This window comes from Streptomyces sp. MI02-7b, assembly GCF_033793585.1.
In the GTDB taxonomy this organism is placed as follows: domain Bacteria; phylum Actinomycetota; class Actinomycetes; order Streptomycetales; family Streptomycetaceae; genus Actinacidiphila.
This window is the reverse complement of record NZ_JARAWX010000004.1, coordinates 208429-224190: the sequence shown is the minus strand read 5'-3', so window position 1 is coordinate 224190 and position 15762 is coordinate 208429. Positions and strand designations below refer to the sequence as shown.

Genomic DNA, 15762 nt, shown 5'->3' with positions numbered 1-15762 from the left:
CGTGCCGCGACGTACAAGGCGAAGGGCCGCCCGGGCAGGAAACCCGGGCGGCCCTTCGGCCGTACCGCGACGCTACGCCGGGACGCTCGCGACGCCCGGGGCGAGGAACGGCTTGCCGTTCACCCGTCGGGAGACGCCCTCACGGTCCAGGTACGGCGTGATGCCGCCCAGGTGGAAGGGCCAGCCGGCGCCGGTGATCAGGCACAGGTCGATGTCCTGCGCCTCGGCGACGACGCCCTCCTCCAGCATGATGCCGATCTCCTGCGCGACGGCGTCCAGGACCCGGGCACGCACCTGGTCCTCCGTCAGGACGGTGTCGCCCTGCACCAGGAGCGCGGCGACCTCGGGGTCCAGCTCCGGCTTGAAGCCGTTCTCGGCGGAGTAGACGTAGAAGCCGCGCTTGCCCGCCTTGACGACGGCCGCCAGGTTCGGGGAGACCTTGAATCGGTCGGGGAAGGCGCGGTGCAGCGTCTCGGAGACGTGCAGACCGATGGCCGGGCCGACCAGTTCCAGCAGCACCAGCGGGGACATCGGCAGACCGAGCGGCTCGATGGCCTTCTCCGCGGTCTCGACCGGGGTGCCCTCGTCGATGACGTTCTGGATCTCGCCCATGAAGCGGGTCAGGATCCGGTTGACGACGAACGCCGGGGCGTCCTTGGTGAGGACCGCGGTCTTCTTCAGCTTCTTCGCCACGGCGAACGCGGTGGCCAGCGACGCGTCGTCGGTCTGCTCGCCGCGCACGATCTCCAGCAGCGGCAGCACCGCGACCGGGTTGAAGAAGTGGAAGCCGACGACCCGCTCCGGGTGCTGCAGCTTGGAGGCCATCTCGCTCACCGACAGGGAGGAGGTGTTGGTGGCCAGGATCGTCTCCGGCTTCACCACCGCCTCGACCTCGGCGAACACCTGCTGCTTGACGCCGATCTCCTCGAAGACCGCCTCGATGACGAAGTCCGCGTCGCCGAAGGCGGCGGCCTTGTCGAGGGAGCCGGACACCAGGGCCTTGAGGCGGTTCGCCTTGTCCTGGTGGACGCGGCCCTTGAGCAGCAGCTTGTCGATCTCGCCGTGGACGTAGCCGACGCCCTTGTCCACGCGCTCCTGGTCGATGTCGGTGAGGACCACCGGCACCTCCAGGCGGCGCGCGAAGAGCAGCGCCAGCTGGGAGGCCATCAGACCGGCGCCGACGACGCCCACTTTGGTCACCGGGCGGGCCAGGTTCTTGTCCGGGGCGCCGGCCGGGCGCTTGGCGCGCTTCTGCACCAGGTTGAAGGCGTAGATGCCGGAGCGCAGCTCGCCGCCCATGATGAGGTCCGCCAGGGCCTCGTCCTCGGCGTCGAAACCGGCCGACAGGTCGCCGTCCTTGGCGGCGGCGATGATGTCCAGCGCGCGGTACGCGGCCGGAGCGGCGCCGTGCACCTTGGAGTCGGCGAAGGCGCGGCCCTTGGCGACGGCCTCGTCCCATGCCGCGCCGCGGTCCACCTCGGGGCGGATGATCTGGATCTCGCCCTTGAGGACGGCGGAGGTCCAGAAGAGCGACTGCTCCAGGAAGTCCGCGCCCTCGAACAGCGCGTCGGCGATGCCGAGGTCGTAGACCTGACCGCCCTTCAGCTGCTTGTTCTGGTTGAGCGAGTTCTCGATGATGACGCTCACCGCGCGCTCGGCGCCGATGAGGTTCGGCAGCAGCGCGCAGCCGCCCCAGCCCGGGACCAGGCCCAGGAAGACCTCGGGGAGGGAGAACGCCGGGACGGAAGAGGAGACCGTGCGGTACGAGCAGTGCAGGCCGACCTCGACACCGCCGCCCATGGCCGCGCCGTTGTAGTACGCGAACGTCGGCACCGCGAGGCCCTGCAGGCGGCGGAAGACGTCGTGGCCGCCCTTGCCGATGGCCAGCGCGTCCTCGCGGCGGCCCAGCAGCTCGACGCCCTTGAGGTCGGCGCCCACCGCGAAGATGAACGGCTTGCCGGTGACGCCGACACCGACGATCTCGCCGTCCGCGGCCTCCTTCTCGACCTGGTCGAGGGCGGCGCTCAGGTTGGCCAGCGACTGCGGGCCGAAGGTGGTCGGCTTGGTGTGGTCCAGGCCGTTGTCCAGGGTGATGAGCGCGAAGCGCCCGGCGTCCTGGGGGAGGTCGAGGTGGCGCACGTGCGCCTGCGTCACGACCTCGTCGGGGAACAGCTCGGCCGCTCCCTTGAGGAGCTCGGCGGTGGTGGTCACTTGCTGCCTCCGTCGAAGTGCGGGTTCTCCCAGATCACGGTGCCGCCCATGCCGAAACCGACGCACATGGTGGTCAGGCCGTAGCGGACGTGCGGCTGCTCCTCGAACTGGCGGGCCAGCTGCGTCATCAGACGGACGCCGGAGGAGGCCAGCGGGTGGCCGAACGCGATGGCGCCGCCGTACTGGTTGACGCGCGCGTCGTCGTCGGCGATGCCGTAGTGGTCGAGGAACGACAGCACCTGCACGGCGAACGCCTCGTTGACCTCGAACAGGCCGATGTCGGAGATCGACAGGCCCGCCTTGGCGAGCGCCTTCTCCGTCGCCGGGATCGGGCCGACGCCCATCACCTCGGGCTCGACGCCCACGAAGGCGTAGGAGACCAGGCGCATCTTCACCGGGAGGCCCAGCTCCTGGGCGACGTCCTCGGCGGCGATCAGGGAAGCCGTGGCACCGTCGTTCAGACCCGCCGAGTTGCCCGCGGTCACGTTGCCGTGGGCGCGGAACGGGGTCTTGAGGCCGGCCAGGTTCTCCAGCGTGGTGCCCGGGCGCATCGGCTCGTCCGTCGTCGCCAGGCCCCAGCCGGTCTCGCCGCCCTCGGGGGAGGTGCGGCGCACCGAGATCGGCACCAGGTCCTGCTGGATCCTGCCGTTCGCGTACGCCTTCGCGGCCTTCTCCTGGCTGCGGACCGCGTACTCGTCGGCGCGCTGCTTGGTCAGGTGCGGGAAGCGGTCGTGCAGGTTCTCCGCCGTCATGCCCATGAACAGGGCGGAGTCGTCGACCAGCTTCTCGGAGACGAAGCGCGGGTTGGGGTCCACGCCCTCGCCCATCGGGTGCCGGCCCATGTGCTCCACGCCGCCCGCGACCGCCACGTCGTACGCGCCGAAGGCGACACCGCCGGCGACGCTGGTCACCGCGGTCATCGCGCCCGCGCACATGCGGTCGATCGAGAACCCGGGCACCGACTTGGGCAGCCCGGCCAGGATCGCGGCCGTACGGCCCAGGGTCAGGCCCTGGTCGCCGATCTGGGTGGTCGCGGCGATCGCGACTTCGTCGATCCGCTCCGGGGACAGGGCGGGGTTGCGCCGCAGCAGCTCCCGGATGGACTTGATCACCAGGTCGTCGGCACGGGTCTCGTGGTAGATGCCCTTCGGGCCCGCCTTGCCGAACGGGGTGCGGACGCCGTCGACGAAGACGACGTCCCTAGCGGTACGAGGCACGTTGGCTCTCCTCAGGATGCGGGTTCGCTTGCCGCGGGCAGAAGACGGCGGCTCCGGAGTCCATGCTACTCATCGGTAACCGATGTGCCCAGTGCGGGTGTGGGGGGTCACACGTCGTGTCTTCTCCCACCCTCCCGCCCGAGCGCCCGGCGCGGTCGGTCACCCCGACGCGCGTTTCGTGGGGTGCCGGGGTCGGGACCTCCGGGGCTGGGCATTCTGGACAGCACATTTAGGTGCCTCAAGCGCTCTCATCTGATCACCCCGGGTCATGCACCCACATGTGCCCCACAGTCCAGAACACCCACCCTCCTCCAGCCTCCGGCCGGGGGTGCCCCCAACTCCCCCGCCCCCTCCGTCTCGTATCGCGCCTGATCCCCGGAGGATGGGTAGAGACGGCACCGTGCTCGGGCCCTTCGCCGGCGCGGCGCCGTCCAGGGGCGCAGTCGTCACTGGCGGAGGGTGTGGCGGGGGGCCACCGCTGGGGCACCTCCCAGCGGTAGCTGCGGGAGGACCCCGGCGCGGCACCGACCGCCACGCGAACAGAGCGCAGGGCCCGCACTTACCGCGCCGGGCTTGGGCGGGGAAAGAACCTCAACCGGGATGCGCGGCGAGCGCTCCCGTGAGGATCGGGGTGGTGAGCTCGACCTGCCACGGCCGCGCCCCCGCCTCCGCGAGGAACGCGGACACCGCCTCCGGCGTACGGTCCCGCGGCGGCGCCCAGCACAGGCGCCGCACGGTGTCCGGGGTGATGAGGTTCTCCTGCGGCAGATTGAGCTGCTCCGCGAGTTCGGAGACCGCCGCTCGGGCCGCCGAGAGCCGGGCCGCGGCGACCGGGTCCTTGTCGGCCCAGGCGCGCGGCGGCGGGGGGCCGGTGAAGGCGGGGCCCGGCTGGGGGAGCTCGCGTTCGGGGATGAGGCGGGCGTGGTCGATCGCGGCCTGCCACTGCTCCAGTTGGCGCCGCCCCATGCGGTGCCCGAAGCCGGGCAGCGCCGCGAGCGCGTGCGCGTTCGGGGTGGCGTCGAGGGCCGCGGTGACGATCGCCGCGTCGGTGAGGACGCGGCCGGGGGAGACGTCGCGCTCGCGGGCGAGCCGGTCGCGCAGGTTCCACAGTTCGCGGACGACGGCCATCTGACGGCGGCGGCGCACCTTGTGCATGCCGGAGGTCCGGCGCCAGGGGTCGACCCGGGGCGGGGGCGGCGGGGCGGCGGCGATGGCCTCGAACTCCTGCATCGCCCAGTCCAGCTTGCCCTGCTCGCGCAGTTCCTCCTCCAGCGCGTCGCGGAGGTCGACCAGCAGCTCGACGTCGAGCGCGGCGTAGCGCAGCCACGGCTCGGGCAGCGGCCGGGTGGACCAGTCGACCGCCGAGTGCCCCTTCTCCAGGGCGAAGCCGAGGACGTTCTCGACCATCGCGCCGAGTCCGACCCGGGCGAATCCGGCGAGCCGTCCGGCGAGCTCGGTGTCGAACAGTCGCGTGGGCCGCATGCCCGCCTCGTCGAGGCAGGGCAGGTCCTGCGTCGCGGCGTGGAGCACCCATTCGGTGTCGCCCAGTGCCTCGCTCAGCGCCGACAGGTCGGGGCAGGCGACGGGGTCGATCAGCGCGGTCCCTGCTCCGGTGCGGCGCAGCTGGACCAGGTAGGCCCGCTGTCCGTAGCGGTAACCGGATGCGCGCTCGGCGTCGACGGCGACAGGTCCGGAGCCCGCGGCGAAGGCCGATACGACGTCGGCGAAGGCCTCCGGGCTGGCGGTCACCGGCGGGATTCCCTCGCGCGGGTCCAGCAGCGGGACCGGCGCCGGTGGTGCTTCTGTTGCGGTCTCTCGGGCGTCGGTCACCAGTCAAGAGTATCCGTGTACGGCGGGCGCCCGCCGACGGAACGTTCCGTCGGCGGGCGCCCCCGGGGCGGTGACTGCGATCAGTGGATGATGCCGGTACGCAGCGCTACCGCGACCATGCCCGCGCGGTCGCCCGTGCCGAGTTTGCGGGCGATGCGCGCCAGGTGGCTCTTGACGGTGAGCGCGGACAGGCCCATCGAGACGCCGATCGCCTTGTTCGACTGGCCCTCCGCGACCAGCCGGAGGACTTCGACCTCGCGGCCCGACAGCTCCCGGTAGCCGCCCCCGTGGCCGGGGGCGCCGGGGGGCCGGCGCTGGACGCGCTGTCCTGCCGCGCCGATGGGGGCGCCGCCGGGGCGCCCGGGGATGCCGAGATTGGTGCGCGTACCGGTGACGACGTAGCCCTTGACGCCGCCCGCGAGGGCGTTGCGCACGGCGCCGATGTCGTCGGCGGCCGAGAGGGCCAGGCCGTTGGGCCAGCCTGCGGCGCGGGTCTCTGCGAGCAGGGTCAGCCCGGATCCGTCGGGGAGGTGGACGTCGGCGACGCAGATGTCTCGGGGGGTGCCGACCCGCGGCCTGGCCTCAGCGACGGAGGACGCCTCGATCACGTCGCGCACCCCGAGCGCCCACAGGTGGCGGGTCACGGTGGAGCGAACGCGGGGGTCGGCGACAACCACCATTGCGGTCGGCTTGTTCGGGCGGTAGGCGACCAGGCTTGTGGGGTGCTCGAGAAGAACCGACACCGGGCCTCCTGGGGGACTGTGGCTGGAAGGGTCACAGGTTCCTTCGGCAGCAACTTCGCCCGGCTTTAGAGAAAGATCACGGTTTGTTTAGTAACAATTCCGGCAATTCGGACGCCCTGTCGATCGTTGTCGATCGAAGGTGTGAAGATCGCGTTCATCGCGTGTGAGCCCGTGTTGACGGCGGTAAAGCGCGAGGTCGGGCGCAGGGGTGGGATGTGCTCGCGTCAGCGGGTCTGCTGCGGACCGCGCCGCTTCGGCAGCGGTACGACGGACGGCGCCCCGCCCAGCGGCGGGCGCGGGTCGGCCGGTGCCGGAGGCAGCCCGGCGCTCGTGCACATCAGGTCGCACCAGCCCGCCAGGTGCGCGGCGACGTCCGGCACGCCGCCGGCGGCCGCCACCGGGGTCCACGAGGCGCGGATCTCGATACGGGTGGAGTCCTCGCGCTCGGCGAGCGCGCCGAAGTGGTGCGAGGAACTGCGCGACACCGTGCCGCCCGCGGCCTCGAAGGCCGCGCCGTGCGTCTCCAGGGCGCCCGTCAGCCACGACCAGCTGACCTCGGGCAGCAGGGGATCGCCCGCCATCTCCGGTTCCAGCTCGGCCCGGACGAGCGTCACCAGACGGAAGGCGCCCTGCCATCCCTCCTGGCCGTCCGCGTCGTACAGCAGCACCAGTCGCCCGTCCGCCAGTTCCTCGCCGTCCACCACGACGGCCGCCTCCACGGCGTACGCGTGCGGGGCCAGGCGCTTGGGCGGCGGTACGGGTTCGAGCTCGACCTCGTTCCGGACGCGAGCGCGCCGCAGCGCGTCGACCGCGTGCTGGAACGGGAGAGGGGCGTCGTTCCCGTCCGAGAGGTGCCCATGAGCCGCTGCCATGCCCGGAAGCGTAGGCCGAAGGGCGGCTTCAGTGAGGGACGACACCCGGTTGGGCGGGTCGCCCACTTGGCGCATGCGAAGATTTGGGGGTGAGTGCGCACCAGCAGACCGCTGCTTCCCCCTTCATCCTGGCGTGCCGGCGTCGTCACGTGCCGCACACCCCCGTGTGGTTCATGCGCCAGGCAGGCCGCTCCCTGCCGGAGTACCTCAAGCTGCGCGAGGGCATCCCGATGCTCGAGTCGTGCATGCGGCCCGACCTCGTCACCGAGATCACGCTGCAGCCGGTGCGCCGCCACAAGGTCGACGCGGCCATCTACTACAGCGACATCGTGGTGCCCCTCAAGGCGATCGGGCTCGACCTCGACATCAAGCCCGGGGTCGGCCCCGTCTTCGCCGAGCCCATCCGCACCGCCGCCGATCTCGACCGGCTGCGTCCGCTGGAGCCCGACGACGTCAAGTACGTCACCGAGGCGATCGGCATGCTCACCGACGAACTGGGCGCCACGCCGCTGATCGGCTTCGCCGGCGCGCCCTTCACGCTGGCCAGTTACCTGGTCGAGGGCGGCCCCTCGCGCAACCACGAGCGCACCAAGGCGCTGATGTACGGCGAGCCCGAGCTGTGGGCCCGGCTGCTGGACCGGCTCGCGGACATCACCGCGGCCTTCCTCAAGGTGCAGATCGAGGCCGGCGCGAGCGCCGTGCAGCTCTTCGACTCCTGGGTCGGCGCGCTGGCCCCGGAGGACTACCGGCGCTACGTCATGCCGGCCTCGGTGAAGGTCTTCGACGCCGTGGCCGGGTACGGCGTGCCCCGCATCCACTTCGGCGTGGGCACCGGCGAGCTGCTCGGGCTGATGGGCGAGGCCGGCGCGGACGTCGTCGGGGTCGACTGGCGGGTGCCCCTGGAGGAGGCGGCGCGCCGCGTCGGCCCCGACAAGGCGCTGCAGGGGAACCTGGACCCGGCCGTGCTCTTCGCCCCGACCGCGGCCGTGGAGAAGAAGGCGCGCGAGGTGCTGTACTCCGCGCAGTCCGCGCCCGGGCACATCTTCAACCTCGGGCACGGCGTCCTGCCGTCGACCGACCCGGACGCGCTCACCCGGCTCGTGGAGTTCGTCCACCAGCAGACGGCGCGCTGAGGCTCCGCGCACGGTCCGTGCGGCGGGCGGGAGCCGTGCCGCACGGACCGTGCGCGCGTCGCCTCAGGGGCGCGGCTCCACGGGCGCGGCGACCGGCGCGGTGACCGGCGCGGGCGCGACGGGGCCGCCGCGGCGGCGGCGCAGCATGCGGACGGCGAACACGCCCAGCAGGGCGAGAACGGCGAACGGCAGCACGGCGGCGAGGGCGATCAGCAGGGCGCGCAGGGTCACGTAGAACGCGTGCCAGCCCGCGCCGAGCGCGTCGCCCACGGAGGCCCAGAACCCGTCGGCCTTCTCCGGCACCGCGGCCTTCTCCGGCTCGGTGAGGACGAGGGTCACCGTCGCCATGCCGGTCCGCTCCTTGAGCGAGGCCTGCTGCGCCTCCAGTGCCTCCAGATCGGCCTGGCGGGTGCTGAGTTCGCCCTCCAGCGTGACGACGTCGCTCAGCCGGGTCGCCCGGTCCATCAGTTCCCGCACCCGCGTGACACTCGCCCGCTGCGACTTGATGCGGCTCTCGACGTCGACCACCTGGCTCGTCACGTCCTCCGCGGTGACCTTGCGCTGCAGCAGCTTGCCGAGGCCGGCCAGGTCCCCGAGCACCCGCTCGTAGTCCGCCGGGGGCACCCGCAGGGTGACGCGGGAGTGCTCGCGGCCCTCGTCGTCCAGGGACGTGCTCTCGTCGCCGATGTAGCCGCCCGCGGCCTCGACCAGGGTGCGGGACTCGGCGAGTGCGTCGGGGACGTCCTTGGCCTCGACGGTGAGCGTCGCGGTACGGACGATGAGGCTGCGGTCCAGGACGGGGGTCCGGGTGCCCTTCGCCCCCGACGAACCGGTGGCGCCGGAGGGCGCCTGGGCCATGCCGTCCGCCGGTGCCGCCTTCTCCGGCGCCGCGGCGGCCTTGTCGTCCGCGCTGCTCTGGAGGCTGCCGCCGTCGGCCGACGCGCCGCATCCGGTGAGCGCCAGCACGCCCGCCAGCGCGAGCGCGGCAAGTGCTCTGCGGGCAGTGGTCGTTGGTGCGTTCATGGGGTCCCCCCTGGGGCCGGTGCCGATGTTGCAGGTTCGACGCCGCCGACCCGAGGGGGGTTTCGGATCCGTGATCCCGAAGAGGTCACGGTTAGGGCTCGTTCCGGCGTCTGAGACAGTGGAGGCATGAGCGAAACGCAGCCCCGGGCCGGACACGTGGTGGTCGTCGGCGGCGGGGTCTCCGGACTCTCCGCGGCGCACTTCCTGCTGGAGGGCGGTGCGGCACGCGTCACGGTGCTGGAGTCCTCCGGCCGGCTGGGCGGCAAGCTGTACGCGGACGAGATCGCCGGCGTCCCCGTCGACCTCGGCGCGGAGTCGCTGCTGGCCCGCCGCCCCGAGGCGGTGGACCTGGCCCGTGCCGTCGGCCTCGGCGACGACCTGGAGCCGCCCGCGACGACCACCGCCGGGCTCTGGACGCGCGGCAGGATGCGGCCCATGCCCAAGGGCGGGGTGATGGGCGTCCCCGGCGACATCGGCTCGCTCGCCGCCTCCGGCGTGCTCTCCGCGGCCGGTCTGGCGCGGCTGCCGCTGGACCACGTGCTGCCCCGCACGAAGGTGGGCGACGACGTCGCCGTCGGCAACTACGTCGCGGCGCGGCTCGGCCACGAGGTCGTCGACCGGCTCGTCGACCCGCTGCTGGGCGGGGTGTACGCGGGCAACGCCTACGAGATCTCGCTGCGCGCCGCCATCCCGCAGCTGTACGAGAGCGCCCGCTCCGGCCGTTCCCTCATCGAGGCGGTCCGCGAGACCCAGCGCCGTGCGGCCGCGGCGGCCTCCGCGGCCGCCTCCGCGAAAAAGGAGCCGGCGCCGGTCTTCGCCGGCATCCGCGGCGGTGTCGGACGGCTGCCCGTCGCGGTCGCCGAGGCGTGCCGCGCCGCCGGCGCCCGCATCGTGACCGACGCGCCCGTACGGCAGTTGCGGCGCACCCCGGAGGGCTGGCAGGTCACCTGGGACCACGAGGGCGTCCGCGAGGTGCTGGAGGCCGACGCGGTCGTGCTGGCCGTGCCGGCGCCCGCCGCGGCCAAGCTGCTCGGCTCGGAGTCCCCGGGTGCCGCGGCCGATCTCGCGGCGGTGGAGTACGCGAGCGTGGCCCTGGTGACGATGGCCTTCCGGCGCCGCGAGATCACGCACGCCCTGCCCGGCAGCGGTTTCCTCGTCCCGCCGGTCGACGGGCGCACCATCAAGGCGTCCACCTTCTCCAGCCAGAAGTGGCACTGGAGCGGGACCGCCGACTCCGACGTCTACGTGCTGCGCACCTCGGTCGGGCGGTACGGCCAGGAGGCCGATCTCGCCTGGGACGACACCGACCTCGTGCGGCTCTCCCGGGAGGACCTCGGCGAGGCCGTCGGGCTCACCGCCGCGCCGGTGGCGGCCCGGGTCACCCGGTGGGACGGCGGCCTCCCGCAGTACCCGGTCGGCCACCTCGCCCGCGTCGCCCGCGTGCGCGAGCAGGTCGCCAAGCTGCCCGGCCTCGCGGTCTGCGGGGCGGTGTACGAGGGCGTGGGCGTCCCCGCCTGCGTGGCGAGCGCGCGCGGCGCCGCGGACCAGGTGCTGGGCACCCTGCGGCCGTCCGCGGAACCGGGCGCGGGACAATAGCCCCATGACCGACTCGACTGCTTCCGACGCACCGGCCAAGGCCCCCAACGCGGGCAAGAAGGCCAAGGACCTCAACGAGGTCATCCGCTACACCCTCTGGTCGGTGTTCCGGCTCCGCGACGTCCTGCCCGAGGACCGCGCCGGCTGGGCGGAGGAGGTCGAGGAGCTCTTCGAACAGCTCGCCGCCAAGGACGTGACGGTCCGGGGGACCTATGACGTCTCCGGTCTGCGCGCCGACGCGGACGTCATGATCTGGTGGCACGCGGAGACCGCGGACGCCCTCCAGGACGCCTACAACCGCTTCCGCCGCACCCGCCTCGGCCGCGGTCTGGACCCGGTCTGGTCCAACATGGCCCTGCACCGCCCCGCGGAGTTCAACAAGAGCCACATCCCGGCCTTCCTGGCCGACGAGACGGCCCGTGACTACGTCTCCGTCTACCCCTTCGTCCGCTCCTACGACTGGTACCTGCTGCCCGACGAGGACCGCCGCCGCATGCTCGCCGACCACGGCAAGATGGCGCGGGGCTACCCGGACGTGCGGGCGAACACGGTGGCGTCGTTCTCGCTGGGCGACTACGAGTGGATCCTGGCCTTCGAGGCGGACGAACTGCACCGGATCGTGGACCTGATGCGCCACCTGCGGGCCTCCGAAGCGCGGATGCACGTCCGTGAGGAGGTTCCGTTCTACACCGGCCGCCGCCGGTCGGTGGCGGAACTGGTGGCGGGCCTGGCCTGACGGCGCCGCCGTACGTGTGAAGGGGCGGCCGGGGAACCGGCCGCCCCTTCGGCGTCCTCAGGCCAGCGCCGCCCGGAGCTCGGGGTCGGGCAGCGCGGACGGGCCGCGGACCGCGAGGGCGGTGAGCAGATGGGGGTCGTCGGGGGCGGGGGCGCGCGGGACGGGGACGGCGCGCAGCAGGTCCTGGCCGGTGGGGGAGGCCCAGCGGCTGTAGGGGTGGACCTCGACGTGGGCGATGCCGAGGCAGCCGGCGGTCAGCAGCAGCGGAAGCGCGAACCAGGGCGCGATCGGGGCGCCGCCGCCCGGGTTGCCCGCGGTCGCGGCGGCCAGCGCGACGACGATGACCACGAGGGCGGCGCGGACCTCGCGCATGCCCGCGGCGACGGACTCGCGGGCCGCGGCGGGAACCGCCAGACCGGCCGCGGTGAGGCGGTCGGCCAGGGCTTCGACGACGTCGGAGCCGGCGTGCGCGACGCGGGTCGCGGGGATCTCCCGCTGGCCCTCGGGACCGATCGCGGCGATCAGGGCGCGCTCGATGGCGTTGCGCCCCTCGGGGTCGACGACGGTCGCCCAGCCGGTCCCCGCCAGGTGCAGACGCCGCTGGCGGCCCATCGTGACCATCGCCAGGTCCGTTACCCTGCGCGGCCCGCCGGACAGGTAGGCCATCTCGTACAGCCCGAGCCGGCGCTCTCCCTCGCTGGGGGCCCGGGACGGCGGTTGGGCCGCGGCGACCGCCGCCCTGCACAGGTGTGCGCAGGAGACGATCGCCGCGGCCCAGGCCACGCAGAGGAACAGCATCCACATGGGGGAGTTCTAGCCCAACCCCCGTGGGGTTCGCCCGGGGTTTCCCGGAACGGGCGGGCGGCCCCGGGGCGTCAGCCGCAGGTGCGGTTGCGGTTGATGCAGCTGACGACCTGGTTCATCAGGTTCGCCGGCATGAAGTTGGCGAAGTCCGCGTGGTCGGTCACCGGCTTGTGCTGCTGCTCCGGGAAGCTGTCGACCGCGTAGTTCGGACCCTGCGGCACCTGATAGGTCAGGCGCATCTGGAGCTGGGGGACCGCCTTGGTGCCGGACGGGCACTGGCCGGCGCCGTCCGGGAAGACGATGTGGGTGCGGTGGTTGGCGCTGTCGGTGTTCACGCCGTCCCAGCAGCTGGGGAAGTTGAGGGTGCGGACCACCTGGCTGCCCCGCGGGCACAGCGGGTACTTGTCGGTGAGCTGGCGGTTCTCGAAGCCCGTGCAGCTCCACGACGCCTTGGCGTTGGCGACGCCGTTGGTGAAGGACTTGGCGTCACCGGTGATGATCTTCAGGGTGGAGGGCATGCCGACCACCTTGGCGGTCGGGTTGCCCTTGAAGGTCAGGCTGACCGACCGGGCCTGGAGGATGGTGCCGGTGTTGCCGTCGGCGTCGGGCGCGTCGTTGGCGCTGCGGGTGCGCAGCACCGGCCAGAAGTAGGCCGACTTGTCGCCGCGGGCGCAGGTGGTGCCGGCCGCCGCCAGCGTCTCGTTGGTCGAGAAGCCGTCGGTGCTCAGGTTGCCCACGTAGTCGTGCACGTGGTGCGCGCCGTTGGAGACACCCGGGGCCACGATGAAGTTGTCGGGGTTGTTGTGCTTGTTCTCGTTGCGTCCGCAGCGCGCGGTGAAGGCGCCGCGCGAGGCGCCCCGCTGGTTGGCCGCCCGCTGCACGTTGGGCTGGACCGAGCGGATGTCCGCGAAGTCCGCCGCGACCGGCCCGTTGGTCTGCGTACCGCCGGCGGGGGCGGACGCGGACGCCGAGGCGGAGGCGGAGGCCGACGGCGCGGCGGTCCCGCCGTTCTGGCCGCCGTTGTTCTGGTTCCCTCCGTTGTTGTTCCCGGTGTCGGCCTTGGTGCTGTTCCACGGGTTGGGCTTCTGCCACCCGTCGGAGTGGCCGGAGGAGGGCCGCCAGTGGGCCGAAGCCGAGCCGGTGACCAGGGCGAAGGTGCCGCCGGAGCCGAGCAGTGCCAGCACGGCTATCAGCACGAGTTGCTTGGTGCTCAACCTGCGCCGGTGGTTCATCTGTTGTCGTGTGGGCATGGATAGCTCATTTCTACTGCGACGGCTGGGGTGAGGACGCCGCGGGAGGGAGGGAGTACGTGGGGGACGGCGTGACGACGAAGGTCGGTTCTCCGGGGGCCGGGGAGACCGGTATCGCGGCCGCGGGGTTGGTCGGGCTCGCGGTCGTGTCGACGGCGATCTGGTCGAAGTTCACCAGCCCGGTCTTCTCCAGGACGGTGATGTGGTCGAGCACCGTCGCGTTCGCCTGGTCCGCGAGCTGGCGGACCAGTGAGTTGCGGGTGGTGGCACGCACTTGGGCGATCACCGAGAAGACCTGGCCGTGGGCGAGCCGCACGATGTTCGCGAACTTCTGGTCGAAGTCCTTGCCATTGGCCGCGGAAAAGGTGGCCAGAAAGCCCATTTGCTGCTGAGTGGGCTGATTGGGCAGGGTGATGCCCAATAGGGGGGCGATCGTGCGACACGTCTCGTCCAGGCCCGTGTGCCCGTCGATGAGGTGTTGTCCCGCACGTTTGACGGCGGGGGTCGTCCCCTTCTGCAGGGCCATCTGTCCGGCGGGGAACTCCCACAGGCCGGCCAGTCGCACCTTGGTGACGAAGGTGCGGTCCAGCTGGGTGAGCGGACCGTACTGCGTGGCGACCGTCTGGGCGGCGGCCGCGGTGACGGCGGGGCTGTTCAGCCCTGACATGACCGGGTAGGCCAGCGCGGCCAGGGTGACCACGAAAGCCCCGACCACAAGGCTCAGTCCGGTGGCGTAACGGGTGGATCGCATGGGACCGCACGTTAGTGCGTTTGACGCGGTCCGGGCGAGTTAACATCACGTATTCGCGAATCCGGGGAATCACCGCGCAGTTCTTGGTACGTTGTTGCGTTTCCCGGTGAACGGCCTCCGCTGGTATTTGCGTCGCAGGTCGGAGGCCTGTTGAAAAAGATTATGGCAGCTTTGAACGGAGCGTGTCCCGCATACGTATGAATACGCGTGAGGGCTGTCGCGAGATCGCGGACCGGTGCCGCAGCAGCCGTCGTTGCCATCCGTTCAGGGGGGCCGGACCCGAGCGTTCCCGCCACCAGACGTGGAGTTGGCGCAGGGCCGCGGCGTCGGGCAGCGCGGTGGTGCCGGCAGTGCCGGAAGCGCCGGCTGTGCGCGCTGTGCCGGGTGTGCCCGCCCCGTCGAGCAGGTGGGCGGCGAAGTCGAGGGCGTCGCGCCGGTAGCCCCCGCCGAGCGGTCGGGCGGCGGCGTACCGCAGGAACGCGGGCCGGTAGACCGGGCCGAGGATCTCCGGCAGTTCGGGCGCGACCTTCGCCACGATGCCGGCCCGCTTGGCCGCGAGGGCCCGGCTCTGCACGCCGACCCGGACCCGGTCGAAGCCCTCGGGCACCGGAGTGCCGGCCACGAGCGCGGACAGCAGTGCCGTCTGGCGCAGGGCGAGCCGCTGCCGCGCGGCCCGCGCCGCCGGCGCGACCGCGTCGGGCAGGGCGGGCGGCGCACCGGCCGGGAGACGTGCCCCGCCCTCCACCACCGCGCGGACGGAGGCCAGTTCGGCCGCCAGCTCGTCCCCCGCGGGGAAGTCGTCGTCGCGCTCCAGCAGGACGCCGGGCGGGCAGGCCCGCTCGTACAGCGCCGCCAGCACGTCGAGCACGGCCGGGGGCACGGGGTGGGCGTGGCTGTCGTGCCACACGCCGTCCTTCTCGTAGCCGCCAGCGACATGGACGTAGGCGATGGCGCCGGCCGGCAGCGCGCCCAGGGCGGCGACCGGGTCCTCGCCCCGGTTGACGTGGTTCGTGTGCAGGTTGGCCACGTCGATCAACAGCCGTACCCCGGTGCGCTCCACGAGTTCGGCGAGGAAGGCGCCCTCGCTCATCTCCTCGTCCGGCCAGGCGACCAGCGCGGCGATGTTCTCCAGCGCGAGCGGCACGGGCAGCGCGTCCTGTGCGATGCGCACGTTCTCGCAGAGTACGTCCAGCGCGTCGCGGGTGCGCGGCACCGGCAGCAGGTGCCCGGCCTCCAGCGGGGCGGAGCCGGTCGTCTCGCCGCCGCCGCGGACGAAGGCGATGTGCTCGGTCACCAGCGGTGCGCCCAGCGCCCGGGCGCGCTGCGCGAGCGCGGCCAGCCGTTCCGGGTCGGGCCGCTCGGCGCCCCCGAGGCCGAGCGACACCCCGTGCGGGACGACGGTGACGCCGCGCTCGCGCAGCCGTACCAGGGAGTCCGGGACATGGCCCGGACACACGTTCTCCGCGACCGCCTCGACCCAGTCGACGCGGCCGGCCTCCGCCAGCTCCTCGACGGTGTCCGCGATCTCCGGACGCCAGCCGATCCCCGTGCCCAACATCGAGTGCTCCACCGGTCCCCCTTCCTCCTGCCGGGGTT

Annotated in this window: 13 protein-coding genes; 3 read left to right on the top strand and 10 right to left on the bottom strand. The window is 72.7% G+C overall.

The window, feature by feature from the left end; translation table 11 throughout:
- Positions 1–72: 72 nt before the first annotated feature.
- The 5 genes from PV364_RS07980 to PV364_RS07960 all read right to left on the bottom strand — a co-directional run bounded on the left by PV364_RS07980 (position 73) and on the right by PV364_RS07960 (position 6873).
- Entirely contained in the window at positions 73–2211 is a 2139-nt protein-coding gene (locus PV364_RS07980) for a 3-hydroxyacyl-CoA dehydrogenase NAD-binding domain-containing protein (protein ID WP_319659021.1), read from the bottom strand.
- Positions 2208–3428, bottom strand: a complete 1221-nt coding sequence (locus PV364_RS07975) for an acetyl-CoA C-acyltransferase (RefSeq protein ID WP_319659020.1) — start codon at positions 3426–3428, stop codon at positions 2208–2210. Before PV364_RS07975 ends, PV364_RS07980 begins: the two co-directional genes overlap by 4 nt.
- Before the next feature lie 591 nt (positions 3429–4019).
- Entirely contained in the window at positions 4020–5258 is a 1239-nt protein-coding gene (locus tag PV364_RS07970) for a ribonuclease D (RefSeq protein WP_319659019.1), read from the bottom strand.
- A gap of 80 nt (positions 5259–5338) precedes the next feature.
- The gene (locus tag PV364_RS07965; RefSeq protein WP_319659018.1) at positions 5339–6001 is read right to left on the bottom strand and encodes a response regulator transcription factor; all 663 of its coding nucleotides are present in this window, start codon (positions 5999–6001) and stop codon (positions 5339–5341) included.
- Positions 6002–6225: 224 nt separating this feature from the next.
- Positions 6226–6873: a DUF3000 domain-containing protein gene (locus tag PV364_RS07960; protein ID WP_319659017.1), complete on the bottom strand. Its 648-nt coding sequence runs from the start codon at positions 6871–6873 to the stop codon at positions 6226–6228.
- An 89-nt stretch (positions 6874–6962) separates the two neighbouring features.
- On the opposite strand from PV364_RS07960, the gene hemE reads away from it, so the two are divergent.
- Positions 6963–8006 (top strand): uroporphyrinogen decarboxylase, encoded by a 1044-nt coding sequence (hemE, locus tag PV364_RS07955; protein ID WP_401975107.1) that lies wholly within the window; start codon positions 6963–6965, stop codon positions 8004–8006.
- Between the two features lie 63 nt (positions 8007–8069).
- Here the strand turns inward: hemE and PV364_RS07950 are convergent, their stop codons facing one another.
- Positions 8070–9029, bottom strand: a complete 960-nt coding sequence (locus PV364_RS07950) for a DUF4349 domain-containing protein (protein WP_319659015.1) — start codon at positions 9027–9029, stop codon at positions 8070–8072.
- Between the two features lie 126 nt (positions 9030–9155).
- Between PV364_RS07950 and hemG the strand changes: the two genes are divergently transcribed.
- Both hemG and hemQ read left to right on the top strand, forming a co-directional pair.
- Entirely contained in the window at positions 9156–10625 is a 1470-nt protein-coding gene (gene hemG / locus PV364_RS07945) for a protoporphyrinogen oxidase (protein WP_319659014.1), read from the top strand.
- 4 nt (positions 10626–10629) lie between these two features.
- Entirely contained in the window at positions 10630–11361 is a 732-nt protein-coding gene (gene hemQ / locus PV364_RS07940) for a hydrogen peroxide-dependent heme synthase (RefSeq protein WP_319659013.1), read from the top strand.
- Positions 11362–11418: 57 nt separating this feature from the next.
- Here the strand turns inward: hemQ and PV364_RS07935 are convergent, their stop codons facing one another.
- From PV364_RS07935 to PV364_RS07920, 4 genes are all read right to left on the bottom strand, one after another.
- On the bottom strand, positions 11419–12165 hold the full coding sequence (locus tag PV364_RS07935) for a TIGR04222 domain-containing membrane protein (protein WP_319659012.1): 747 nt from the start codon (positions 12163–12165) through the stop codon (positions 11419–11421).
- 71 nt (positions 12166–12236) lie between these two features.
- On the bottom strand, positions 12237–13415 hold the full coding sequence (locus tag PV364_RS07930) for a DUF1996 domain-containing protein (RefSeq protein WP_319659011.1): 1179 nt from the start codon (positions 13413–13415) through the stop codon (positions 12237–12239).
- A 13-nt stretch (positions 13416–13428) separates the two neighbouring features.
- Positions 13429–14166: a DUF4142 domain-containing protein gene (locus tag PV364_RS07925; RefSeq protein ID WP_319659010.1), complete on the bottom strand. Its 738-nt coding sequence runs from the start codon at positions 14164–14166 to the stop codon at positions 13429–13431.
- A 160-nt stretch (positions 14167–14326) separates the two neighbouring features.
- Complete coding sequence (locus PV364_RS07920) at positions 14327–15724, bottom strand: DUF692 domain-containing protein (RefSeq protein WP_319659245.1); 1398 nt, start codon at positions 15722–15724, stop codon at positions 14327–14329.
- Between the last annotated feature and the right edge of the window lie 38 nt (positions 15725–15762).